Annotated in this window: 26 protein-coding genes; 13 read left to right on the top strand and 13 right to left on the bottom strand. The window is 34.9% G+C overall.

Annotation, left to right across the window (positions count from 1 at the left end; all coding sequences use genetic code 11):
* Positions 1-3 precede the first annotated feature (3 nt).
* From JNL75_10200 to JNL75_10185, 4 genes are all read right to left on the bottom strand, one after another.
* Complete coding sequence (locus tag JNL75_10200) at positions 4-2,061, bottom strand: carboxy terminal-processing peptidase (protein ID MBL7790186.1); 2,058 nt, start codon at positions 2,059-2,061, stop codon at positions 4-6.
* A gap of 15 nt (positions 2,062-2,076) precedes the next feature.
* Positions 2,077-2,751, bottom strand: a complete 675-nt coding sequence (gene trmD / locus JNL75_10195; protein ID MBL7790185.1) for a tRNA (guanosine(37)-N1)-methyltransferase TrmD — start codon at positions 2,749-2,751, stop codon at positions 2,077-2,079.
* A gap of 154 nt (positions 2,752-2,905) precedes the next feature.
* The gene (gene rimM / locus JNL75_10190; protein MBL7790184.1) at positions 2,906-3,421 is read right to left on the bottom strand and encodes a 16S rRNA processing protein RimM; all 516 of its coding nucleotides are present in this window, start codon (positions 3,419-3,421) and stop codon (positions 2,906-2,908) included.
* Positions 3,422-3,426: 5 nt separating this feature from the next.
* Positions 3,427-4,215, bottom strand: coding sequence for an RNA methyltransferase (locus JNL75_10185; GenBank protein ID MBL7790183.1), 789 nt, complete (start codon positions 4,213-4,215; stop codon positions 3,427-3,429).
* 79 nt (positions 4,216-4,294) lie between these two features.
* On the opposite strand from JNL75_10185, the gene JNL75_10180 reads away from it, so the two are divergent.
* From JNL75_10180 to JNL75_10165, 4 genes are all read left to right on the top strand, one after another.
* Positions 4,295-5,917, top strand: coding sequence for a M23 family metallopeptidase (locus JNL75_10180; protein ID MBL7790182.1), 1,623 nt, complete (start codon positions 4,295-4,297; stop codon positions 5,915-5,917).
* 54 nt (positions 5,918-5,971) lie between these two features.
* On the top strand, positions 5,972-6,862 hold the full coding sequence (locus JNL75_10175; GenBank protein MBL7790181.1) for a tyrosine-type recombinase/integrase: 891 nt from the start codon (positions 5,972-5,974) through the stop codon (positions 6,860-6,862).
* A gap of 6 nt (positions 6,863-6,868) precedes the next feature.
* A complete protein-coding gene (locus JNL75_10170) occupies positions 6,869-7,225 on the top strand; it encodes a ribosome-associated translation inhibitor RaiA (GenBank protein ID MBL7790180.1) in 357 nt (118 codons plus the stop codon).
* A gap of 127 nt (positions 7,226-7,352) precedes the next feature.
* On the top strand, positions 7,353-8,288 hold the full coding sequence (locus JNL75_10165; protein MBL7790179.1) for a nitronate monooxygenase: 936 nt from the start codon (positions 7,353-7,355) through the stop codon (positions 8,286-8,288).
* Positions 8,289-8,377: 89 nt separating this feature from the next.
* Here the strand turns inward: JNL75_10165 and JNL75_10160 are convergent, their stop codons facing one another.
* From JNL75_10160 to dnaB, 5 genes are all read right to left on the bottom strand, one after another.
* Positions 8,378-9,289 carry a hypothetical protein gene (locus JNL75_10160; GenBank protein MBL7790178.1) on the bottom strand — a complete coding sequence of 304 codons (912 nt, stop codon included), beginning with the start codon at positions 9,287-9,289 and terminating at the stop codon, positions 8,378-8,380.
* Between the two features lie 235 nt (positions 9,290-9,524).
* Positions 9,525-10,196 carry a hypothetical protein gene (locus JNL75_10155; protein MBL7790177.1) on the bottom strand — a complete coding sequence of 224 codons (672 nt, stop codon included), beginning with the start codon at positions 10,194-10,196 and terminating at the stop codon, positions 9,525-9,527.
* A gap of 102 nt (positions 10,197-10,298) precedes the next feature.
* Positions 10,299-10,949 carry a hypothetical protein gene (locus tag JNL75_10150; GenBank protein MBL7790176.1) on the bottom strand — a complete coding sequence of 217 codons (651 nt, stop codon included), beginning with the start codon at positions 10,947-10,949 and terminating at the stop codon, positions 10,299-10,301.
* Positions 10,950-11,136: 187 nt separating this feature from the next.
* Positions 11,137-11,799 carry a hypothetical protein gene (locus JNL75_10145; protein MBL7790175.1) on the bottom strand — a complete coding sequence of 221 codons (663 nt, stop codon included), beginning with the start codon at positions 11,797-11,799 and terminating at the stop codon, positions 11,137-11,139.
* Positions 11,800-12,099: 300 nt separating this feature from the next.
* A complete protein-coding gene (gene dnaB, locus JNL75_10140; protein ID MBL7790174.1) occupies positions 12,100-13,713 on the bottom strand; it encodes a replicative DNA helicase in 1,614 nt (537 codons plus the stop codon).
* Between the two features lie 185 nt (positions 13,714-13,898).
* Here dnaB and folB point away from each other — a divergent pair, with 185 nt between their 5' ends.
* On the top strand, positions 13,899-14,273 hold the full coding sequence (gene folB, locus JNL75_10135; GenBank protein MBL7790173.1) for a dihydroneopterin aldolase: 375 nt from the start codon (positions 13,899-13,901) through the stop codon (positions 14,271-14,273).
* A gap of 109 nt (positions 14,274-14,382) precedes the next feature.
* On the opposite strand, the gene JNL75_10130 is transcribed toward folB, so the two are convergent.
* From JNL75_10130 to JNL75_10120, 3 genes are all read right to left on the bottom strand, one after another.
* The gene (locus JNL75_10130) at positions 14,383-16,494 is read right to left on the bottom strand and encodes a TonB-dependent receptor (protein MBL7790172.1); all 2,112 of its coding nucleotides are present in this window, start codon (positions 16,492-16,494) and stop codon (positions 14,383-14,385) included.
* Between the two features lie 29 nt (positions 16,495-16,523).
* Positions 16,524-17,144 (bottom strand): outer membrane beta-barrel protein, encoded by a 621-nt coding sequence (locus tag JNL75_10125; GenBank protein ID MBL7790171.1) that lies wholly within the window; start codon positions 17,142-17,144, stop codon positions 16,524-16,526.
* Between the two features lie 74 nt (positions 17,145-17,218).
* Positions 17,219-17,530 carry a DUF3127 domain-containing protein gene (locus JNL75_10120; protein ID MBL7790170.1) on the bottom strand — a complete coding sequence of 104 codons (312 nt, stop codon included), beginning with the start codon at positions 17,528-17,530 and terminating at the stop codon, positions 17,219-17,221.
* A gap of 152 nt (positions 17,531-17,682) precedes the next feature.
* On the opposite strand from JNL75_10120, the gene JNL75_10115 reads away from it, so the two are divergent.
* Genes JNL75_10115 through JNL75_10105 form a run of 3 tightly spaced genes read left to right on the top strand, consistent with a single transcriptional unit; the run spans position 17,683 to position 19,792 of the window.
* Positions 17,683-18,771 carry an aminopeptidase gene (locus JNL75_10115; protein ID MBL7790169.1) on the top strand — a complete coding sequence of 363 codons (1,089 nt, stop codon included), beginning with the start codon at positions 17,683-17,685 and terminating at the stop codon, positions 18,769-18,771.
* A complete protein-coding gene (locus JNL75_10110) occupies positions 18,772-19,179 on the top strand; it encodes a GtrA family protein (GenBank protein MBL7790168.1) in 408 nt (135 codons plus the stop codon).
* Between the two features lie 40 nt (positions 19,180-19,219).
* Positions 19,220-19,792 (top strand): nicotinate-nucleotide adenylyltransferase, encoded by a 573-nt coding sequence (locus tag JNL75_10105; protein ID MBL7790167.1) that lies wholly within the window; start codon positions 19,220-19,222, stop codon positions 19,790-19,792.
* Between the two features lie 30 nt (positions 19,793-19,822).
* Here the strand turns inward: JNL75_10105 and JNL75_10100 are convergent, their stop codons facing one another.
* A complete protein-coding gene (locus JNL75_10100) occupies positions 19,823-20,197 on the bottom strand; it encodes a hypothetical protein (GenBank protein ID MBL7790166.1) in 375 nt (124 codons plus the stop codon).
* A gap of 113 nt (positions 20,198-20,310) precedes the next feature.
* Between JNL75_10100 and JNL75_10095 the strand changes: the two genes are divergently transcribed.
* The 5 genes from JNL75_10095 to JNL75_10075 all read left to right on the top strand — a co-directional run bounded on the left by JNL75_10095 (position 20,311) and on the right by JNL75_10075 (position 25,534).
* Positions 20,311-22,104 (top strand): hypothetical protein, encoded by a 1,794-nt coding sequence (locus JNL75_10095; GenBank protein MBL7790165.1) that lies wholly within the window; start codon positions 20,311-20,313, stop codon positions 22,102-22,104.
* A gap of 74 nt (positions 22,105-22,178) precedes the next feature.
* Positions 22,179-23,129 (top strand): methylenetetrahydrofolate reductase, encoded by a 951-nt coding sequence (locus tag JNL75_10090; protein ID MBL7790164.1) that lies wholly within the window; start codon positions 22,179-22,181, stop codon positions 23,127-23,129.
* A gap of 14 nt (positions 23,130-23,143) precedes the next feature.
* A complete protein-coding gene (locus JNL75_10085) occupies positions 23,144-23,713 on the top strand; it encodes an aminoacyl-tRNA hydrolase (protein ID MBL7790163.1) in 570 nt (189 codons plus the stop codon).
* Positions 23,710-24,489, top strand: a complete 780-nt coding sequence (locus tag JNL75_10080; protein ID MBL7790162.1) for a segregation/condensation protein A — start codon at positions 23,710-23,712, stop codon at positions 24,487-24,489. The genes JNL75_10085 and JNL75_10080 overlap by 4 nt, the downstream gene beginning before the upstream one ends.
* Positions 24,467-25,534 (top strand): flippase-like domain-containing protein, encoded by a 1,068-nt coding sequence (locus JNL75_10075; GenBank protein MBL7790161.1) that lies wholly within the window; start codon positions 24,467-24,469, stop codon positions 25,532-25,534. Before JNL75_10080 ends, JNL75_10075 begins: the two co-directional genes overlap by 23 nt.
* The last annotated feature ends 9 nt before the right edge of the window (positions 25,535-25,543 follow it).

The raw sequence follows: 25,543 nt of genomic DNA, 5'->3' as shown, positions 1-25,543 counted from the left end.
AATTTATTTTTTTGTGAGCAAATATAAGTCACTTAAAATGTAATAGGCTTCATTTAAATTAATATCTCTGCTAATATTCTTACATCTTTTTTCTCTTAGCATTTTAGTAGCTTCAGGCAACTTACCTAGACTTTGAACATATTCTGGTAGCTTTACTTCTAGGAAAGGCTTATCCTTGTTAGTATCTACATCGGTCATTTTATCCATAAAATTCTTGTATCGAATGAATCCATTATAATCTACGGGAATCCATTTTTTAGCAATATAGACAGCTTGTTGGGAGTTATGAGTTTCTAGTTCTTTGTATTTATTATTATCCATTAATCTCTGTTTACTTTTTGTTTTCAACTCCTCTATTGGTAAGTTCGATAAAGGAAAGTAATACGTTTTTTTATCTATTGTTTTAGCTTGAAGTGCCCGAGGTTCGTGTATTTCTCCTAATTCTAAATGATCGAAAATATCAGGTAAGGAAACGTCTACTTTCACGCCATCCTTTTGATAGGACTTACCTGTACAGCGATACATTTTACCAATAGTGAGTTTTATAAAACCCTTACCAGGATTCGTATAATCCGCATCCTCGGAGATACTATTCGCTTTTAAAGGTAAGATGGTTTGGCTAGTGGATTTTCCATAGGTATTGCTCCCTACGATAACTGCGCGATTATAATCTTGCATAACTGCTGCAAAGAGCTCTGCTGCTGAGCAGCTACTTTTATCCACAAGCACGATCATAGGTCCATCATATACGATACCCTTATTCATATCCTTGATTGTAGCGGGGTCTCCTTCTCGATATTGATATATAAACAATGCCCCGTAGTTAATAAACATACCGCAAAGTTTGATAGCCTCATCCATAGAGCCTCCGCCATTGCCTCTCAAGTCGAAAATAAGTCCTTCGATACCTTCTTTTTTTAATTGAATAAGTTCGCGTGCGATATCATTTGCACAACCATTCCCCGTTTCTCTATTGAAATAAAAACTAGGAAGGGCTAGATAGGCCATCTTCTGTGAAGACTCCAAAATATAACTATTAATTAGATTGTCGTCATTACTGATAAGCGTTTTTACCAAATCTATATTTTCTTCTTGGCCACTCTTTTTTTTCAATTTGAATTTTCCTTCTTCTACATTGTTGCTATGTAAATATCCATTGGCTTTGGACAACGTAATATTGGTAAAATCAATTTCCTTTTTTCCTTTAGGTTTAAATGAAACGATGATATCACCGATCTCAAATTCATCGGAGTTCCATGCTGCACTGCCAGGTGTGATGGCTGTAATTTCTATTTCATTTTCGTTGTTTAACTCTATGTCTAATCCAAAAGTATTTTTATTTGCAGACAAACTCTCTTCAAATTCCTGTCGTTCTCCTGGTGAGAAATAATCTGTATGTGGATCAAATGATCGGGCTATAGCAGAGAGAAAACTATTCTTTATTCGGGTATGAACGAAATCTTTGCTTTCAATTCTTTGTTCTTGCATTTTAATTTGTTCATCGATATTGCTATCTATAATTGAACGCATTTTAGCCATATTTAAACTAGACTTCTTATTAGTAGAATCGAGGGACTCTTCATAATCATTGAGACTTACTAACTTCATCCACTTCTGCCATTTATGCGGAATCTTAGTTTTATTTACAAAGGGATTCTTTTCAGAATAGTAAAAAGTATCCATTGATTCATACTCAAAATTCTTGTCTTTCATCCCAAGGACTATATCTTTGACTTCAAGTTGTCTTTGCTTATAAATGACTTTAACTTCGTCTAAAAAATGAGTGGATTCGTTTTCTATTTCATCCGCTAAAACCTGTTTATATTTTTGAAGCTTTTCAATATCTTCTGAAGTGAAAAATAAGCCATAGCGATCGATACTTGTCAGCATAGTGTGGAATATATATTCAGAAGTAGGTGTATCTATTTCTTTATAATCCACGTGGAGCTTGGCTATTGTCTTGAGCATTTCTTTGGCATCGGACATCGTGTTATTGAATTGGCACGTTAGTATTTTTGGATATAACAGAGTCACCAATAAAACATTTTTTAAAAATCTCATTTCTTATTTCTAATATTAGGTCAATAAATCTGGTCTTCGTTCTTCTGTTCGCTTAAGTGCTTGTTCATAATTCCACTCTTCTATTTTTTTATGATTTCCTGAGAGCAGAACTTCTGGAACACGCAATCCTTGCCATTCTTCAGGGCGAGTGTAAACGGGAGGTGCTAAAAGCCCGTCTTGAAAACTATCCGAAAGTGCAGAAGTTTCATCATTGAGCACCCCTGGTATGAGGCGGCCAATACTATCAATCAGCACTGCAGCACCCAGTTCTCCGCCAGATAGGACATAGTCCCCTATTGAGATTTCTAGAGTTACATATTTTTCTCGAATACGTTCGTCTATACCTTTATAATGTCCGCATATAAGCAATAAATTTTCTTTGAGAGAGAGAGCATTGGCTAATTTTTGATTATAAGTTTTGCCATCGGGACATAGATATATAATCTCATCATAATCTCTATCTTTTTTCAATTCTTCGATACAAGCCGCTAATGGCTCGCACATCATGACCATGCCCGCTTCACCTCCATATTGGTAGTCATCGATTTGTTTGTATTTTCCAATTCCATAAGGTCTTAGAGATACCCCACGCACCGTCAATAAACCTTTGTCCTGCGCACGCTTCAGTATAGAGTGCGATAGAAAACTATCCATCAATTCTGGTAAAACGCTTATAATATCTATATGCACTGTTTTAATTTTAAATTCTTAATTCTAAATTCTAAATAGAAATTTGTTGTCAGTTACTACTTTACTTCTAAACAATATAAAATTTTTATCAACTAATCCTTAATCACTACATAACACTTCTAACTTCTCACTTCTAATATTTATCACCTATTACTCACCTACTAGTAAACATTTTTATAAATTCCTCGGTCAAATTGCAATAAATGGTTTCTTTTTCATCGTCTATGGTAATCACATATAGCTCTATCAGCGGAACTAAAAGCTTTTGCCCATTTGCTAATCTTACCTCTAGAGTTTCCTGTTGATTCGTTTGATACAAATCGATGACTTCCCCTAGTTTTCCTTCCCCATTATAGACTTCGTATCCTATGAAATCATCAAGTTCTTCTTCGTCAAAATAATTTGGAATGAGTTTCTCGTCGAGAAATAATTCTTTATTGTGAAGCAGCTGAGCCTCTTCTTTGGAGTTGTAATTTTTCCATTTTATCAATAAACTAAAATCATTGGTTTGTTCTACTTTTTCAATTAATAATGGTTGATGCATAGTGCCTTTGGAAATAAATAAGGCTTTCAAATCTGAATTGATTATCGGGAAGTCAAATGCTACGATAGTTGTGCCATCGAAGCCTTTTGTTTTGAGTATAGTACCGATTTTTTTGAGAGAATTCATCGTTTTTACAAATTTGATAATCGCTGCCTCACCACCTCATATAATAATATACTGGCACTGTTCGATACATTCATCGAATCAATTTTCCCTAGCATAGGTATTTTTATTTGTCGGTCTGAGTTTGTGAGCCAAAAGTCGGAAATGCCTGTACTCTCCGTGCCAAATACAATAGCAGTAGGCGTTGTGAAATCACATTGATAGTAATAATCATCTGTATGTAAATAGGTAGGGAAAATATGAATGGCAAGTTGTTTGCAGAAATCAAGGGCTTCTTGATTGGTGCAGCTCACAATTTGTTTGGAAAAAACGCATCCCAGACTATTTCGTACCACATTGTGATTATATATATCCGTTTGCATATCAGTACATAGTATGAGATCTACATTGGCAGCGTCTGCAGTCCGAAAGAGCGATCCCAGATTCCCTGGCTTTTCTATATTTTCTAGAATAAGCACAAAAGGAATAGCGCTCAATTTTACATCTGCTAGTGTTAGATATTTGGTTTTGGCTACAGCTATTATAGAGGTCTTGGTATCTCGAATGGCTATCTTTTCCATGACCTCAGTAGAACATTCAAATACCTCTTTAGCCGCATTTCTGAGGGCGGGGTTCCTGAGTTCAATATTTTTCTCTAAGAGCAATTTTTCAATCACTAGTCCAGAAGCTACTGCTATCTCCAGCTCTTTTTGTCCCTCAATAACACACAACCCTTGCTCCTTTCGTTTAGCAGCTTTATACTTTAATTCAACTATTGTCTTTACCAATTGGTTTTGTGTACTGCTAATTTCCTTCAAACGATAGATTCTTTATACTAAGTAATTCAAAGTCCAAATTTAATCTAGTTTGTTTAAATTTGTAGAAACAGAATTCAGAATGAAGAACAAATACATTCTTGTCTTTATCATTTGTCAGTTGCAATTCATTATCAATGCTCAATTTCTGGCTATTCCCATAGATTATCCTAAAATATCCCTGTCTGGAAACTATGCAGAGTTAAGAAAGAATCATTTTCATATGGGACTTGATTTTCGTACTGACAATCTGGAAAACATTCGCATACTTGCCGTTGAAGATGGCTATATTTCTCGTATGGTCATATCTCCCAATGGATATGGGAAGGCGCTATATATTCATCACCCTCAAATTGGACTCACGACAGTCTACGCTCACCTCAATGCATTTAGACCTGACCTCGAATGGTGGATGAGTCAAACCCAAAATTCAAAGAAAGTGAATGTGATAGATACTATTTTTCCACGACCACTATTCTATGTACAAAAAGGAGAACATATAGCATTTTCAGGCAACACGGGTAGTTCTGAAGCTCCGCATTTGCACTTTGAAATCAGAAATTTGCTGACCGAAAAAACCTTGAATCCTCTCAGGTATTATCCTCAGATAGAAGATACCATAGCACCAATTTTAGATAAAGTCTTGTTCTATCATTGCGAAGGGGAATCTGTTTTTATTCAAAGTTTTTCTAAAGATGAGGTACAAAAGCAGACCTTAGAATTTAATTCTGGTAGCATTGGGATAGCTGTATCTGCTCGAGATAAAATGAATAGCACTCCTAATGTATTTGGTCTTTATGCATTGAGAGTTTTTGAAGATAATATACTAAAATATCAATTTAAGTTAGATAGCCTTGATTTTAGGTGGCAAAGTCATATCAAGGCGGCCAGCGATTATGGCTTAGAGATGAATGATGTATATAAAGGTTTCTTCGAAAATTGTAGCTTTAACCTTTCGGATAGTGGCTCCATGAATGGCATCATTTCTATAAACAAGGGTGAAAACAAACTGATAAGACTTGAAGTATATGATTTTAAAGGCAATTCAAATTCGACAGAATTTAATCTTACTACCACTGCGGATTTGGTTACAGATAAGTCTTCACAAATAAATTGCCTTCAAGAGCAAGTACTGACAGATGGCAATAGCTTTCAGTTGATAATACCTGCAAAAGGATTGGCTGAAAATTATAACTTGAACTATACTATACAAAAATTGAATCCGAATGAAGTGTTTAAACTAAATATACTAGACTCATCGGTAGCAGCACTTAAGCCATATCAGCTATCCTATTTTATACCTAAAGATATGGCCGATTATACCAAGTTATATCTTGAGTCTAGGGTTGATAATAAATTAAAAACCTATCAAGGTATTGTAGAGTCGAATGTCTTAACCTTTCCAAAGTTGAAAAATTACGGTCTCATGACTATAAAATATGATAAAAAAAATCCTGTGATTAGTCCTGATCTGATACGCAAACCCAATAAAGTGATTTTTACGGTAAAAGACGTTGAATCTGGAATCGCTGACTATCAACTGTATGTAGAAGGTATGTGGCGAAGACTTTATTATGATGAAAAAAATAATCAATTAATTTACAACATAATTCCAGCTGATAAAGGAAAGAAATTCAAGGCTTTACTTGAAGTTACGGATCAGGTAGGTAATAAAAATTCTAAAAACATGGAAATTTTATTCTAGAAAATCTGTTGTATTAATTACCGACCTTAGACAAATAGTTCTCCGATGGATGATGTGAGAAAGCGATTTTTGAACTATATACAGTATGAAAAAAGACTGTCATCGAATACACTTCTTGCTTATGAACAAGACTTAAATCAGTTTTATTCCTTTATAGAAGCAAACTTTCAGCATACGGATTTATTGACTGTCAATGCGAGTATGATTCGTTCATGGACGATATCACTTATAGAAAAGCAAGATGCAGCTACCACAGTAAATCGCAAAATATCTTGCCTCAAATCATTTTATAAATTTCAATTGAAAAATGGGACGGTAGCGCTGAATCCTACTTCTAAAATTATTAGACCCAAAGCACCTAAGCGATTGCCAAAGGATATCGCTGAACATAAATTAGTTGATGTCAAAGACAAATTAGAAATCAATAAAGCAGATGAAAGTTTTGAATCTCACAGAGACTATGCCATGTTCATGACCTTTTATCAATGTGGTATCCGACGAAGCGAACTCATAGAAATGCAATGGGACCATATTGATTTTCATAAAAAAGAGATTTCAGTATTAGGCAAAGGCAAAAAGCAACGCTTAGTGCCATTAAGTAAACAGATGATACAACTGTTGAACGAATACAAATCAGCCATTTGTAGTCGAGACATCATAGCTGAAAATGGAAGTGTATTTGTACTAGACAATGGCAAGAAATTATACCCCAATTTTGTATATAGAACTATAAAAAAATACTTGGGAGAAGTAACCGCTCAAAAAGGCATTGGTCCACATAGCCTGCGACATAGCTTCGCTACCCACCTGCTTAATGAAGGAGCAGAACTCAATGCTATCAAAGGATTGCTCGGTCATAGCTCTTTGGCTTCTACCCAAGTGTATACTCATAACAGCATTGAAAAATTAAAACATATACATAAATTATCTCACCCTAAATCATAAAAAAGTATGAACAGAAAAATTCAAGCAGACGGATTCGTTGTAGATCAGAAATTGGTAGATTTTATTGAAGCCAAGACGGACAAACTGACTACCTTTTTTGATAAAATTATTGATATTGATGTCAAACTCAAGACAGATAGTCATCAAAAAATTAAAGATAAAATCGTACATATTCTCTGCCATATACCGAATAGCAATCTATTTGTAGAGGCCAAGGCCAAGACCTTTGAAGAGGCTACCGATGAGGCTGTAGAAGATCTCAAAAGACAAATTAAGCGCAAAAAAGAAATTGCAGCTAGTAAGACGACTAGTGGTTCATCTCAGGTTATTCAAGATAGAGATTGGGAAGATTATGATGATTAATTAATTGATACAATTTTAGTATACTATTTGTGTCTCTTCTGATAAAGAGCTTGGCTCTTAAATGATAACACTTGCATACTTTTCGAAATCTTTCCTACGTTGTCATATACCCACAAAAAATTTTAAATTGAAAAACTTAGCCGAGCTTTTAAATATTGACTACCCCATTATAGTAGCTCCCATGTTCCTGGTATCCAATGAAGACATGGTGGTAGCTGCCTGTGAAGGTGGAGCCACTGCTGCTTTTCCTGCTTTGAATTATCGGAGTCTAGATGATCTGCGAAATGTCATTCGAAGAATTAAATCCCGAACTGAGAAACCATTCGGAATTAATCTAATCGTGAATAAATCCAATGTGAAATTCAAAGGTCAACTCGAAGTTATTTTAGAAGAGAAAGTCGCCTTTATTATTACATCACTTGGAAATCCGAAGGAAACTATCGAAGCCTGCAAACCACTGGGGATAAAAGTTTTCTGTGATGTCATTGATGCTAATTATGCAAAGAAGGTAGAAGCTATGGGTGCCGATGCGGTGATAGCGGTTAACAACCAAGCGGGAGGTCATTGTGGGAATCTATCTGAGAAAACCTTGATTGAAAATATTCAAGCTGTTTGCAAAGTTCCTATCATTTCGGCAGGAGGCATTGGTACTAAGGCGCAGATTGAAGAGGTTATGAAACATGGAGCTATTGGTGTATCTGTAGGGACTATTTTTCTAGCATGTGAAGAAGCCAAAATATCTCCCGACTATAAACAAGCTCTGATTGATTATCACGCCAAAGATATCGTTTTGACCACAAAAATGTCGGGTTCACATTTAACTGTAATCAATACCCCTTACGTGCAGTCACTAGGAACAAAAGCTAGTTTTTTAGAACGATTACTTCATAAAAATAAGTGGTTAAAGAAATACATTAAAATGATTCTTGCCTTGAAAGGTATGCGAGCCATAGAAAAGTCGACCTTTAAATCCACCTATGAAACAGTCTGGTGCGCCGGCCCTTCTATCGAGTATGTAAAATCTATACGACCCCTAAAGGAGATATTAAAAGATTTAATTTAGATACCATCTTAGCTTTAGTACTCAGAACGAGAAAGTAGACAATTTGATTTGTCCAACTTTTACAAAACTGATAATGGTAGCAGTTTTGTCTACTTACGTTTGAAAGTTTTTGTTATCTTTTTGAAGTTTTCCAAATATTTGTCAAAGTCAACTGAAGTCTTTCCAACAATAATGTAGTAATCACCTTTATCGTTAAATAGCATTACTTGATAAATCAATTCTACTTTTTCGTCTTTAGTTTTTCCATTAGCAACAATTTCAAAGCCATTTAAATTATCTATAGTTACTTCATTGATTTCTTTGATTACATTGAATTCGCCTCTAGGTAGTTTTCTAAGTCTTTCCTCTGAATATTTCTTGTAATTTTGTGATGAAACTTTTGCAATTGAATTCCCAACAATCAATGTAGGTTTTTCAGTTGGGATTTTCCCATCTGTCGAATAAAGCAAACCACCTGACATGTACTTTATAAGTTTGAATTCCGTGTCTTTGATGTCTATTGTAAAAGTTGCAGCTTCAATTGGATTATCATCTTGTAAGTTATTATATACTGTCGATAGTATAGCGTCTTTAATTTTTTGTTCTAGGTCTTTCGATGCTTCAGGATAAATTCCATTTACTAAAACGGTAACTATTGTGTCTCCAAAAACTAACATTTGCTTCAAATAAGTTGTCCCATACGCAGTTTGTATAAGGCTAAGGAGATTAGCCTTTGAACCATTAAAATCAATTATTTGTTTAGTAAGTAATTTCATACCCTTTGATTTTAAGGCCTCCGCTGTAAATCCTTCAACTATAGATTGATAAGATCCTGGAATTTCATTAATCATTATTGAAGCTCCTGTTTCTGTATTTTGAAAACCGCTAAAAGTTGTCGCTGTCGCAAAACCACTAGGGGGAATTATACTACATTTCGTCCCTTGAACTTTTATATGCTTTTCTGTCTGTCCAAATGAGATTTGTCCCAAAAATAGGAACAATAGTGAAAGTCTTTTTTTCATTTGAGATGTGTCGCTTTAAAATTGATGCTAACGCACGGTAGCCTTCTGAACAAAGGAATGAGCGGCTTAGCTAGACTACTTTTTGTCAAAGATAAATCTTTCTCTACCATCCTGCAATTTATTTTAACGCCGTTACTCTCTCATTCAGAAGACTATCAAATATTTCCTAGGCATTATGTTTATATCTCTAGCGGATTTAAAATGGTGTAACTCATTTTAAAAATTAGCTGTATTATTAAACGAAACTTGCTTCGTCGTTAAGATCCTCACTTTTTAGTCCTAATTTAGTACAAAATATTTGTTTCACTGTGTCCTGCACTTCATGTTTGTTAGTTGTGTGAGGAGTGCTACGAAACCTGGTGTAATTTTCATTTTTTACTTTGTTCGCTAAATCACCGAAGGTCACTATTCTAAAATTGTTTCCTAGTTTTTTCGCTATGTACAAGCCAATATAAGAACTTAGAAATATGGCTAAACCTATTTTAAAGGTAAAAAATAACAAAACGAATCCAACGAGAATTGAAATCAGTAAAGCAACTTCTAGATACTCAGGAGGGTGTAAAATGTCAAGATTCAGTCCTAATTTTTCTTGAAATTTATTTATTAAGTCTTTTCTCTGGTTTTTAGGAAATACTATTTTTAACTCTGTTTTAGGACTTATAGTTTCAGATAAATTAAGCGGAAGTAGTTCACATGCATGTCTTAGTTTATAAAAAGTTTGTTGAGTTGTACAATCTTGCATATCGTGAGAATTAGTTTTTTTATTGACTAACTCGCAGAATTCGCCAAACGTCTTAATAGTTTTCAAATCACTTTCAATAAACTGAATGCCGAAGGATTTTTCAATACATTCTATTGCTTCGTCAATATCTAAAGGATCCGTTTCTTTGAGTGCACTACTGCTCATTATATTATAATAACCGTTTAAAGTTACCCGAAGGTGCCGATTTCGAAGCACTTCATTGTTATAGAAGCAAGAATTTCCAATTTTTGGGTAAGTGCTGTTATTCTATTTTCCACGTATAATTGCTTCAATATTGTCAAGTTGTCCGTCTATAATAGCAAACTTTTCTGGGTCAGGATAATTAGCACTTCCTATCAAGTCCCATTTCTGTTTTCCAGTTATTTTCCTCTTCGGTTTTATCTTCTTTCCGTAATTGTAGATTTCTAATAGCACTACTTCGCCCTGTTGACCGTTACAAACTGCTATTTCAAAATTGTCAGACGGAAAGTTTGTTGTTGTATAAAAGTCCTGACCACCAAAAGAAAGTATTTTATTGTCATTAATTTGAAATAAGTAATTTATCCCTTCGTCTTCCACTTCTGATAATTCAATATAATCATTTGACATCACCTTAATTGACTTTACTTTGTTTGTCTCAAAAACGAAATCAATATTCTTACTTGCTTTCTTTTCTTTCAAATAGTTTTCCATAAAACTCCAAATGCCTATCAATATGTAAATTACAACTGTTCCAATTAATAGGTATATTTCATTAGTTATTTCAAGTCTATAGTAAACAAATGTCCCTATAATAACTGCAAGAAGTATCCAAACAACGAGAACCCTAATTTGAAAAGACTTTCGCTTGTCAATTCGTTTTAAGTCTTGTTTTAAAATTTTGATTTCCTTGTCAGATAATGGTCTTTCTATTTTCACTCTGTCTTCGATTAAATTAGAATATAACGCTCTCTTTTACACCAAATATAAACTTATTAGGAATGAAAAGGTCAGATTTTATTTCGTATAATTTCAAGAATAGTAAATAACTAATTTGTCGTCCTTCTATTAGAGCGACTGATTCATACATCTTCGCTGTTAGAGAACCAGCAGTTATCTGCTGTGTCTAAATTTTTAACTTTACTCTTTTAGTTTCAAACTTTGGTTTTTCTACGAGTTTATGAGGTGTTGCCCATTTTACATAGAGTTCTCTATTTTTTATACTAATACTATCGATACAATAATGATAAAAAGAACATGCATCACATTTTGTCCAGTTTTTGCCTAGAATTTCCGTTTCTCCAGTATAAATGTTTTCTGCTTTTAATGGGGCTTCTTTGTGAATAAATCCTTCACAAATAACAAGACCATTTTCTTTGTCAAATGCTAAGGCATTTTCATAAATTTTAGGTTTTGCATCTTCTTTTAATGGGAGAATAATATTTAACCATATATCACTTCCACTGCTTCTTCCTAAACAAATAAATTTTTTGTTTATCCATTGAAAATGAAGTCTTTCTTTTTCTAAATAAAAATTGTCAATTTCAGTTTTACTATAGAATGTAGTTTCTTTGTTTCCCCATTTTAAATAGCTACTTGTGTCAGATAATTTAATAACTTGATAAAAATTGTCATCTTCTTTTATAACAGAAGTATCTATTTCGCATTCGTATTGCACTGATTTTGGATCTTTTCCGTTAAGTACTTTGCTATCTTTTATGCAATTTTGATCACAACTTAAGAAAGCAATTATTAACAACAAAAAGTAAGTTTTATTTTCGCTTAACATTGTTGATAACTCTTAAATATTCGCAGCTTTACAAAATTAATTTTGGTTTAGTAAATTAATTTTTAAATCTAAGATTGCTGCACTTTTAGCATATATTCCAGTTTGCGAATTCATTATATTTTTTAATAGTATTATTTTTATTTATGTCGTTATATACGTATAAATATGTTATACCGAACCGAATATTTCTAAGTTCGTTCCTCACTAAGAAAATTCAAGATCGGCATTATATTTTGTAATGTCTTTCAATAAGGTTAATATAAATACCTAGGATCGAATTATATCCATCCGCTGAGTATTTTAATCCAAATCATCAAAATCATCCATACCTTGATTGGGTTCATCATCTTTAAAGAAATCTTCTCTATCGATTTGATTCATCTTAGATGGTACGGTCATACTCGGCGTATCGCCGAAGTCGTCTGCTTGTTTGTTCGTGATATTGGCATACCGCATCGTATTGCTAGATAGTCCACTCTCATCCCAGTCACAATACTTGACGTATTTTCCTATAAATCGTGCATTGAAGCTATCCGTTCGTCCATTTCTATTTTTCGCTACACTTATGGTGGCTACATCTTCTAAGCTATTGCCATCAGCATCTTTGGCTTCTTTGTCATAATAGGCCTCTCTGAAAAGGAAGATAACCATATCGGCATCTTGCTCTATAGATCCGGATTCCCTCAGGTCAGAGAGCATGGGCTTCGAGGGCTTGGTGCTCGATCCTCTATTCTCTGCCTGACGACTGAGCTGAGCTAGTGCTATGATCGGCACTTCTAATTCTTTAGCGATAGATTTTAAGGAGCGAGAAATAAAAGCAATTTGCTGTTCACGATTGGAGATAATTTTTCCATTGCCTTCCACCATGTTGACTGTCATCAGCTGCAAGTAGTCAATGACTATCAAGCCTAGTCCGTGGTCTCGTTTTATTTTTCTCACCTTTTTTCTAAAATCCATGATACTCAATCCCGGTGTGTCATCAAAGAATAGATTCACTTTATTCAGCTTATCCATTTTCGAAGTGATCTGAGCCAACTCCGCCTGATTGATAGTTCCTCGTCGAATTTTTTCTTGTTCTATCTCCGCCTCTGAAGATATCAAACGCATCATCAGCTGATTCGTAGGCATTTCCAGCGAGAAGAATACCGCAGTCTGATTGGCCATCACAGCGGCATTGCGAGCCAGAGAAAGAGTAAAGGCGGTCTTACCCATACCCGGACGACCTGCTACGATAATCAAATCCCCTTTTTGCCAACCACCAGAGAGTTCGTTGAGTTGCTTAAATCCTGTCTCTACACCTTGTAGTTCATTGTTGAGACTTTTGTCCATTCTCAACTGTAAGTCAGATAAAGCATCGCCTAGTACTTCGGAAGTATTGACCGGATCTTCGCTGGTATAGTTTTCTGATAATTGGTAAATTTTTGACTCGGTCTCATCTAAGGTTTCAAACACATCTTTGGTATTATCATACGCACCCTTGATGACTTCGTTTCCCAGTCGTATCAATTCACGTTGAATAAATTTTTGAGCTACGATACGGGAGTGAAACTCCACATTGGCACTACTGGCTATGGTATTGGATAATTCTATGAGGTAGCCAGGTCCTCCGCACATTTCCAGCACACCATCTTTGGATAACTGCTCTGCGAGGAGGGCAATATCTACTGGCTCATTTCTCGAAGAAATTTTCAGCGCAGCGGTGTAAATTTTTTGATGCGAAGGCAGATAAAACGAGCTCTCCGTCAATATTTCTCTGACGGTATCTATAGCGTCTTTGTCTATCATAATAGCTGCCAAAATAGCCTTCTCCATTTCGATACTTTGTGGAGCTTTCCTCCCTAAATCTACTTCATCTATGCGTTTGGTAAGTAAATTGAGGGGTGTTTTTTTCGCTATTTCTGGTCTTTCTATCACGATTTTTTTTCTTTTGACGGCAAATATATCGCCTCGTTTTGATATAATTTGGATAGATATCCAAGCACCATGTGGATACCTTTCATTTTACCTATAAAGATAGTGGGAATTCCTGTGAATAAACTATATTTTTTTGTGAATTGTCAAAAAAAACTCATTTTTGAGGACATCATTTTACCTAGTCTATGTGGAAATTAAATTCGCAATGTCTTTCTATTCACAATATCGAAATAGAAGCTCCAATAGGGGTCTTTGATTTTGAAAAAAAGAATCAGAATAAATTCTTAGTTTCTGTAGACCTATGGGGTGATTATCAAAAGTCTATGAACTCCGATGAACTTCAAGATACCCTGGATTATCAACTGGTTTTCGATATAGCACACGAGGTGTTAAACCGAGGAGGAAATCTCATAGAAGCTGCAGCTCAGCAGATTATGGAGAGCATATTTTCATTAAAATTTCCGTTGACGAAAGTAAGGGTCTATATCCAAAAATTAGAACCTCCATTGAATGGCAAGGTTTCGGATACGAGTTTTGAATTGGTGGCTGTGAAGGGATAGTTTTGCTGGTGATTGTAGCACTAAGTTTCTCAAAGTTTGAGCACAAAGTTCCACGAAGTTTTCTATATGTCATTTAATTTTCTTTGCTGAGTCTTCGAGGTCTTTGCGGTTAAAGTCTATACATCAACTGTAATCTAAACCTCCTACCTTGGAGAGGTAAAGTGGATAGAAAATTAAGACTATTTTGATCGAATATATTTTCAATATTCAATTGAGCGGAAAGGTTTTTTGCAAATAAATATTGAATAGCTAAATTCAAGTCAAAATAGGTTGAGAATTCTTTTTTTGCTCTAGTTTGATCAGCATAGAATTGAATATATTGAGAGCGCGCAGAATCTGAAAAAGAGCGTCCTCCATTAAAATGCAACCAAGTATGCAGAAAGAGATTTGCTGATTTATATTTAACTCCCACATTTCCATATAGTGGCAGACTTGGGTAAAATAAGTTGGAATCTAAACGAGTCCAGACCTGTTGGAAACTGATTTGATGATAAGCCAGTATTTTTTTAGAAATATTATATCGCAATTCTAAATGCGCACCGCCTTCACTGAGATGAGATTGATTGATATATTGCTGAGTAAAATATTCATTAAGTCCATAGGTGAGCTTTTCGTTAGGATTGCCATAGTTGTCTTTAAGCAGAATCGTATTCCAGCTGTATCTAAAATAAGGACTTAGGTGCACCTCAAATTTGTCTTCAAATTTTCTATACAAATGAGATTCGAATAACAATTCCGTTTCATTTTTTAGGTTGGGATTGGGTACTAAAAAAATATCTTGGTATATAGGATTGAATTCAGCTAAGACTGGCACTTTACTGCGCAGGAATAGATTGATCAAATAGTTCGAGCTTTCGCAGATATGTCGTTGCCATGATAGATTCAATTCTCCTTGCGGTCTGAACATGGTTTGCGTTATAGGTACAAAAGGTGCATGTTGATAGCTCGTATTTTCAAATCCACCTTTAGCTCCGATGAACCAAGAGATATCAGCGCTTTGTCGCTTTTCAAATTTTAGGTAGGAAGTAAATTTCGTAATGGGTTTGTCGAAAAAACTGGTAAATGCATCGTCTCTATGGAACTCATTTTTGATAAATGTCGTGGAAATTTCACTTCCATAGAATAAAATATGCTTTACGTTAAAATTTTTATGTGCTCTAACTTGTAGTGAAATTTTATTTTCTTCATAATGCTGACGATACAAATCATCTTGAATAAGGTAGCGTTTATTTGTTTCATTATGGAGGTGCTGATAGGTAAGCGCCATATTCATTTGGGTAAAGAATGGGGAAGTCTCACTATAATTTACTTTTTGAATAAAGGCAAGAATCATGGGATTAAATGAAGTATTGGATTCACTTAACAAATAGCGATAATTCTTTTGAAGTGTATTACCTAAGTTTGTTTGTTGTCGACCTTCCAGATGCAGATAAAAGTTCCATTCATTCTGGTTGTTCGTTATTAAATTAATCAAATTATCTATACCTAGAAAAACTTGTGGTTGGGTATTCACTAGGCTATCTGAGCGAAATGTCCATGAACCTAGACCAGCTCCATTGAAAGTGTTGGCAATGCGTCGCCATGATAAAGAAGGCTGTGGATTAGCTCCAAGTTCATAACGAAAATTCTGTCCACCATATGCATTGAGAGCGTAATTCAACTTTTTGCGATGAAGAGCTAGCTGAAAGAATCCGGAGTAATCCGAATTGCCTCCGCCAGCAAGAGCTTTTAATCGTAAACCAAAGCTATCTCTTTTCTCAAGCTGTAAAGGAAAATATAATGCTATTTGGCTAGAATTCAATTGAAGCTGAGAAACAGAATAGCCCTGATTGACCTGAATACTTTCAAATGAAAATGGAGGTAAGGTTTGTATGATTTGAAAATTATTCTCTAATATAGAAGAGCTAAAATCAACGTTGTGAATAGCTATTGTAGGCGAGGTCTTTCGATTTTGATAGTAGAGCTCAGATTGATAAATACTGTGTTTAGCTAAATAAAAACTCGTTTGATTGCTTAAAAGGTCAGCAAGATTGGTATGTAAATGCTGGGTATGCTCTCTGGAAAAGCGATAAATTTTTTGTGGGATGAGGGCAATTTCTTGAGGTTTTAGTTGCGCATACTCCTGCTCGTACCTCATTTTGAAATCATCGATTTGCCCTTCTAAATTCTGAGTATAGAAAACTGCCAACAGCAGGAAGCAGGCAAAAAATTTATAAGTCATAATATTACGAAGTGAAAGCAACCACCTAGTCAGGGAGTTTTGAATATGGTGTATCCTATCATTATGCTTATAACTCCAGTATTCCCCGAAAAATTAAATGTATTGTTTTGGGTCAACGTGTTAAACTCGGATTGTGTGAAGGTTCTGGATGCTCTTAAATCTATGCTCCATCTTTTCGATACATCTAGACCTACATCGATCATAGCGCCTATATTTACTCTGCCATCATTGATTTGTTGAATAAGCGTGCTTTGAGAGGTCAAAGCATCGAAACTCTGACTAGCTGTAAATGATATCATGGGTCCAGCAGAGAATCTTAATTTACTCAATTTGTACCCCATGAGGGCGGCAGCATAGAATTGTCCAAGTCCGAAATTCGCTTCACGTGTGCTTCCATTTTCTGAAATACTGAATCCAACTCGATTCATGAGATAACCTGCTTCTGGTTGAATGATATAACCGCTAAACTTGAATCGTGCGAAAATATTGGCGTTATACCCCAGTTTAGGGTCTGCTTTCTTTATATCTCCGAAAGTATATAATTGATTGAAGGAGCTATTAGCACCACCCATAATACCAACTTTGAAATCTATAGCGTAACTACAAATAGAAATATAAAGAAATCCGAGCGTAACAATGAAACGAAACATAGTAAAGTATTGAAAATTTATTCTAATATAAAAAACGAAGAAGTAGAAAAAATATTATAAGCTAGAAAAGCAGCCTAAAACGGGTGGTCATCAGAAGCACTTGTAGCATCATCTTGATTGAATACAGCGGGTTCTACCTTCCATGCTCTCACTTCGGTGTACCACTTTTCTTTATATTCTCTACTCTCTATATCTATGCTTACCCGGAGGCTATCACCAGTTTTGATTTGAATATTATCTACAGATTCCCCCTTCAGCACTAGGCAAACTTTTTTTGGAATTTTAGCGTAGGTCTCTAAAATAAATTCTCTTTTTTTCCAGCTTCCTCTTTGACTTTCCCCTGATTGAATATCGAAGACCTGAATAATCTTTCCTTGAATATACATCTCTTTTAACATTTAATTATCAGACAAATATAGCAAAATATACCTAAATGATAATGTAAATCAAGGTTTTTTTGATAGATTAAATGATAATTAAAATTGCTAAAATGAATCTAATTTTCAGCATTTTACTTACATTTGAGTTTTTTTAGGTCATGTATACGAAATACGCTCAGTTATTAACCAATTATTGTTTAGAAGTAGTACCAGGGGATAAGGTAATGATTAAATCGACCTATCTTTCTGAAAAACTTTTAGTAGAGTTATCAAAAGAAATTTCTAAAGCTGGCGGTATCCCTTTTGTAGATATCGAGATTCAGGATTTTGACAATGCTTGGTTAAAGGAAGCTAATTTAGAACAGCTAACCTGGGTAAATCCTATGCGTAAATATTGGAATGAACACTTCGATTGTTTTTTATATATAAGAGCGCCCTATGATAAAAAAGATAGCATAGAAGTGCCTATGGATAAGCGAAATGCACACAATGAGGCATATAAAGAAGTTAGACAAATTTATATGAATCGAACGGGGGATCGCAGTATGCGTCGATCTCTGTGTCAATTTCCAACTCCATTTTCAGCAGCTGAAGCTAGCATGTCTCTAGAAGACTATGAGCGATTCGTGTTTGATGCTTGCAATTTGTTTGATGAAAATCCAATTGAAACCTGGAGAAATTTCGGAAAAAATCAACAGAGGGTCGTGGACTATCTCAATAGTAAATCTAAAATAAGATATCTTGGTCCCAACTGTGATTTGACTTTTACTACAAATGGCAGAATATGGATTAATTCTGATGGGAAAACCAATATGCCATCTGGTGAGGTCTACACAGCTCCTGTAGATAATAGCATGAATGGGTGGGTCAAGTATACACTCCCGTCACTCTATATGGGTGAAACGGTCAATGAAATAGAATTAAACATTAAAGATGGCTATATAGAAAAATGGCAGTCAAAGGATAATGCTGAGTTTTTAAACAAGATTTTTGAGATACCAGGCGCCAGAAGATTTGGAGAAGCTGCTATAGGTACTAATTATAAGATACAGCAGATAACTCGAAATATTTTATTTGACGAAAAAATTGGAGGTACGGTTCATTTGGCGATAGGGGATGCCTATAAGCAGTGCAACGGTATAAATGAAAGTTCGGTTCATTGGGATATGATTACAGATATGAAATCGGGAGAAATCTATGCAGATGATGAGTTGTGTTACAAGAACGGGAAATTCATAATAGACTAGATGTTCGGCTTCGAGTTAGAATTTATTTATCGCTTATTAAAATTTGGCCTTGTTGGCTTTTTTTGCTTTTTTATTGATTTTGGACTTACTTACCTGTTTAAGGAAAAACTAAGGTGGAATAAATTTTCTGCCAACACTATCGGTTTTCTCATGAGTGCTGTTATCAATTTTACATTAAATAGAATGTGGACGTTTCAATCCCATGCGCTAGATGTTGAAATTCAATTTATGAAATTTATTACCATTGCTAGTTTTGCCTTAATTTTAAATAGTATTATTATTTACTTGTTAAATGTCAAGATTCGTCTTAATTTCTATTTGAGTAAATTGGTTGCAGTTTTTATAGTTATGTTTTACAATTATTCTATGAATGCCTTATTTACTTTTACAGATGAAATGGCAAAGTAGAGGTTTGATTCTTTAAGAATTTATTTATTCAGTATTCGCCATTATGATAGCTCTTTTCTTCGGTTCATTCAATCCTATTCATATTGGACACCTTGTTATAGCCGATGCTATAGCTTTAGAACAAGAGATAGAAAAAGTATGGTTTGTCATCAGTCCACAAAATCCATTCAAGGTCAAAGAAAGTCTATTAACTGAGAGTGCTAGGTATTACCTCACCCAATTAGCGACAGAGGATAATCCTAAGTTTTTTGTTTCCAATATAGAATTTAACCTACCGAGACCAAACTATACGATAGACACCTTGATATATTTGAAAGAAAAATATCCTGATAAAAAGTTTTGCCTTGTGATGGGTGGCGATAATCTCATTCATTTAGAGAAGTGGAAAAACTATCAAATGATTCTAGAAAACTATCGTATCTACATTTATAAGCGCCCTAAGAGTGATACTAGTCAAATCCCTAGTCATAAAAATATACATTTTCTAGATGTGCCATTAATGGAAGTTTCCTCTACTTTGATTCGAAACAGATTGAAACAGAAACAATCCATAAGATACCTAGTTCCAGAAATTATAAGATCTGAAATTGAAAAGGGAGGTTATTATATTTAATTATGCACCGCCCATTTACTCAAGGTATTTTTAATTGTTAAACGGACAGTGAGTGGGGCAATAACCCTCAGATGGAGTAATGTAACTATCAGCATCATTTCCAATAAAAAGTGTCTGCTTTTTATTGTCAAATCCAATTCTAACATATATATCTTTAGTAGCCCCATTAATTAGCTGAATAACCTCATCCCTACTAAATGTGGCACCATATACCTTTTGGTTTGATTCAATTTTGCCAGCATCAATATATCTTTGACAAGATTGATCTACCAGATCTTTATCTATCCTAGGCATTTTTTCAGATGTCTTGATTTCAGATGGATTTTGGTTGAATTGATACTGAAACATCATTCCTGCAATAAACCCTGGAAATAGGGAAAGAAATAACTTTGGGCTAGATTTCATGCGATAATTATTTTTTGGTGAATGTCAAAATTATATAAAAAAATTAATATTAATTATAATTATTATATTTGGTAACGGAAATTTACCTATCTCTATACTTTAGACTCAGATTCATGCATCGAAATCTTATGATTTATCTTCCAATAGTTATATTATTGTCATTTCAATCTAGCTATGGAAATATAGAAATAGATAGAAATAAGACAGCGGTAAAAGAAAAAGATAATTTTATCATTCATAGTCTTGACTTATACGATACTTATTATGCTGAATCATTTGATTCTATCGCCCTAGGAGAGAAAATTTTATTAGACTTAATAGAATATTCTAAATCAAAAAAAGACTATAACGGTTTATTAATGTCTTATTATCGCCTGGGGAAGATAGAACATGTATGGAAAAAGGATGATGTCCGGGCTGTTAAATTCTTTTTTGAATCATTGAAATATGCAGAAATAATTGGGAATAAAGAATATATCTCCAAGTCTTATAACTATCTCGGAATTATTTTCTACGCCAATCATAAGTATGATGATGCCATTCAATATTTTCAGATAGCAATTAAAAATAGGTGGAAAGGCGAGGAATCATTTCGTAGTGTGCCATTATATTTAAGCGGTTTGAGTTATTATGAATTAAAACAATATGATTCAGCAATGCGTTATTTTCTCTTTGCTTTAGATTTAGTTAAAAAAAATACTAACTCGGATAGAGAGCATGAAATAGAACAGGGAATAGCTAAGGTGCTTGTGAATAAGCAAGAATATAAAAAAGCAGAGAATTTATTAGCTAAATCCTTGAATTACTACAAAACAAGGAATGAACCAGCAGCTATTGCCGTTGCTTATACGTTGTATTCAAAAATCAACTATTTAGAGAACAAATTGACGCAGGCACTTGACTACGGTTTAAAGGCCTATCAATATTCTAACTCAAAAGGATCAAATGATATTGCTGGAAACAAGATAGCTATTGCTCAGTTATTACATGACATCTATTACAAAATGGGCAAGATCAAAGAAGCACATCAGTACTTACTGGAGGTTCAAGAATTGAAAGATGCAGCTACAGGCTTGGATATTACTTCTCAGATAGCTTTGACCTATTCTAAATATAGGAATGAAATAGAGCGGAAACAACTCAATGATACAATTGTTCGTCAAAAAGAAAACAACAAGAAGGCCATAATAGCTGCTGGGGTGCTTGGTGGCTTGTTTCTAGTTATTGGATTTTTATCCATATTTATTAGAAGGGAAAGACAAAAGTCTGAAGCATTGATTCATAATATTCTACCAGCTAAGACTGTAAAACAACTTAAAATGTATGGCAAAGCTATTCCTCAGCGACACGAAGCTGTGACAGTTATGTTCTGCGATGTCAAGGAATTTACAAATTTGGCGACTAGCCTAGAGCCTGAAATACTTATCAATATTCTCGACTTCTATTTTGCTAAATTTGATTCTATTGTTTCAAACTATAATGATATTGAAAAGATAAAAACCATTGGCGATGCCTATCTATGTGTTAGCGGGTTGAATAATTCTCCAAATCATGCATGGTCTCTGGTTTCGGCAGCTCATGATATCATTCAGTTCGTTACGGAGTCGCATGCAGTAGTCAAGCAAAAATTTGGGTATGCATTTGAGTTTCGTATAGGTATTCATTCAGGCAGTATCGTCTCAGGAGTTGTGGGTACTCATAAATACGCTTATGATATATGGGGTGATACTGTGAATGTTGCCGCAAGAATGGAGTCGAGCAGTTCTCCTGGTAAAATAAATATAAGCCAATCAACCTTTAACTATATTGAACCTTATTTCAAATGCGAGAAAAGAGGTGTCATCGAGGTGAAAAACGGACTAAAATTGGATATGTATTTTGTTCTTGATAAGTTGAATGCTACTTAATTTTGAGATTTTTTGACGTATTCGTTCCGATAAACTAATTATTTTCATGTACATTTGTCTATCAGACAATAAGTATGAAAGTTACAGATAAATTAGCGGCAGCCAAGGGAAAAACCCTTTTTTCAATCGAAATTTTACCACCTCAGAAAGGCAAAAAAATCAATGATCTTTTCGATGTGTTGAATCCTTTGATGGAGTTTAATCCAGCCTTTGTAGACGTTACCTATCACCCTGAAGAAATGATTTATAAGCGCAGACCTGATGGCTTGATAGAAGAGGCGCCACTTAGACCGAGACCAGGTACGGTAGGAATTTGTGCGGCGATTTCGTACAAGTATAATGTAGAGACTGTGCCACATCTTGTTTGTGTAGGGTTCAGTAAAGAAGAGACAGAAGATGCGCTCTTCTCCCTTTGCTATCAAGGTATAGAAAATGTCATGGTTTTGAAAGGCGATGAAAAGAATAGCCTGCAAATCGGTAAAACCAATCAGCATAAATTTGCCAGTGAATTAGTGGAACAAGTATCCAATATGAATAGAGGCAAATTTCTACACGAGGAAACACTCAATGAGATGGAAACAGATTTTTGCATAGGAGTAGCTGGTTATCCTGAAAAACACTTCGAAGCTCCGAATATGAACACGGATCTCAAGTGGTTAAAAAATAAAGTAGATCTCGGTGCAGACTATATTATCACACAGATGTTTTTTGATAATAAAAAGTATTTTGATTTTGTAGCCCGATGCAGAAAAGAAGGTATCCATGTGCCTATCATACCAGGATTGAAGCCAATTGACGCTAAGTATCAATTGAAGTCTATTCCATCGAGATTTTTCTTGGAGATTCCCGACGAATTGACCAAAGAAGTAGAAAAATGTAAAACCAAAGCAGATGTCAAAAAAGTAGGAGAAGAATGGTGTATCATGCAGAGTAAAGAATTAAAAGCTGCTGGTGTACCCTCGCTTCATTACTATACTATGAGTAAATCGGATGGTGTCATCAATATCGCCAAGGCGGTATTGTAAATTTTTATTTAACCTTGAAATTTTTAGTCGTAGCACTTGGTAATATTGGCGCGGAATACACCTACACCCGTCATAATGTTGGCTTCTTAGTCGCAGACAGAATGGCGAGTAAGCATAATTTTAGTTTCAAAGCTGAACGTTATGCAGATATGGCTGAATTTCGTTTGAAAAATAAAATAGTCACTATCATCAAGCCTACCACCTATATGAATCTCAGTGGGAAGGCTTATAAATATTGGTTAGATAAACTCGAAATTCCTAGGGAGCAATCCATGGCTATCCTAGATGAACTCGCCTTACCATTTGGACAAATTCGAATCAAAACAAGTGGCAGCAGCGGTGGGCATAATGGACTAGGCAATATCGAACTAGAGTTGCAAACAGGACAATACCCAAGATTGAGATTTGGTATAGGAAATGAATTTCATAAAGGAGGTCAAGTAGACTATGTTTTAGGTAAATGGACAGAAGAAGAGGTGAAAAATCTACCAAATTATCTCGATAATGCTATCTTAGCTATCGAAGAATCTATTCTAGCAGGATTCCCTATAGCTATGAATAAATTTAATCAAAAGCGCGCATGAGTCAGCCAGGAGAAAATGAAGTTTTTGAAATAGCCCTCCCACAGTTCAAAGGACCCTTTGATTTGTTGCTATTTTTCATCGAACGAGATGAATTAGATATTTATGATATTCCTATACATAATATCACTGCCGATTTTTTGGGTTATATTCATAAGATGCGCGAGTTCAATATCGAAGTAGCGAGCGAATTTATTCTCGTAGCAGCTACGCTTATGAAGATCAAAGCACAGATGCTTCTCCCCAGAAAACAACTCGACGAAGAAGGAAATGAAATAGATCCCCGAAAAGAATTAATTCAAAAAATTCTAGAGTATAAACAGTATAAAGAGATAAGTGACTATTTGCATAATCTAGAAGAGGCTCAACATCAGAAAATCAAGCGCCCCGCAGCTATCACGGAGATTAAGGAAATTGCGGATTTGTATCGAACGGAGCTTGAAATGGAGAGTGTCAACGTCTCTAAGCTTTTCAAAGTTTTTGAAAAATTATTAATTCAAAAACAATTGCGAGAAGATGATACTAAGCACGAAATAGCCTACATTAAATACTCCATAGTAGAAGAAAAGGATACGATTATTGCCAAGTTGGAACGAAAAGAGAAAATCGAATTTGAGGAACTATTTTCTGATATCGAAACTCGACTACATGCTATTTATCACTTTCTAGCCATTTTAGAATTGGTTCAAGAATCTCGTATAGCGATTATCATCGGTGAAAGAATCAATAATTTCTGGATTTCATTAAAAAATACAGATGAAACAGAGCAAGCCATTTAGTGCGCAAAAAATTGTATTCTATTTCCTGATCATCTTTTTTATAGGCTATTTTTTTACCAAGAATACCCTAGATTTTGGCCAACTCCTTTCCTTGAAGTGGACCGGTCTCATGGGACAGGGAATAGCCCTAGCAGCAGTTATGCTCATATTAAGGGATCTAGGTTATGTCTTGCGGCTAAGACTGCTTTGCGATTATAAAATCGGTTTCTGGAAAAGTGTCAAGATTATTTTACTTTGGGAATTTGGTTCTGCTATTACTCCGGGTATGATAGGAGGGAAAGCCGTCGCTATCTATTTACTCATTAAAAATAAAATCTCTGCGGCGAAGGCGTCATCGATAGTGCTTATTGCTATCCTGCTAGACGAGTTTATTTTCATTCTTCTATTCCCTGTATTTTATTTTTTGTTTGGCAAGCAGATGTTTCATCTGGGGACACAATGTCCTGACTGGCTAGCTTTAAAAGCGAAAATTCCTTGGATAGAAAGTATTAAGTATCTCGAATACACAGTCATATTGATGTTAATATTTATTCTAGTTTTTGTAGGGATTGTTTTTGTAGGGATATTTATCTACCCTAGTTGGATCAGGCAATTCATCAAAACCATAGCGCGACTCCCACTGTTGAAAAAATGGCGGACGAGGATGGATGATTTTGCAGATGAGATTCATCATACCAGTATCCATATACGTAGTAAAAAATTCAGATTTTGGTTACAGCTTTGTGTCTATACACTCATGTCATGGGTAGGTCGTTATTTAGTAGGCGTCGCTATTGTTTATGGATTTAGTAGTGGTCAGATAGATTGGCTTTATGTTTATGTGAAGCAATACGCATTATGGTTGATGTTTTATTTACCTTCTACACCAGGCAGTAGCGGCATAGCAGAAGCACTGTATATGGCATTTTATTGTGATAGTATACTGCCCGGACTCAGCGGCACAGCTGCCTTTGTATGGCGTTTTATGAGTTACTATATCTATCTCTTTATTGGAGTTCTTGTTTTGATTTTTAGCAGAGATAGAGATATGGTGGAAAAAACGTGATCTTTAAAT

This window comes from Chitinophagales bacterium (genome assembly GCA_016787225.1).
In the GTDB taxonomy this organism is placed as follows: Bacteria; Bacteroidota; Bacteroidia; order Chitinophagales; family JADJOU01; genus CHPMRC01.
Note: the sequence above shows the minus strand (reverse complement) of the source record. Positions and strands in the feature narration are given on the sequence as shown.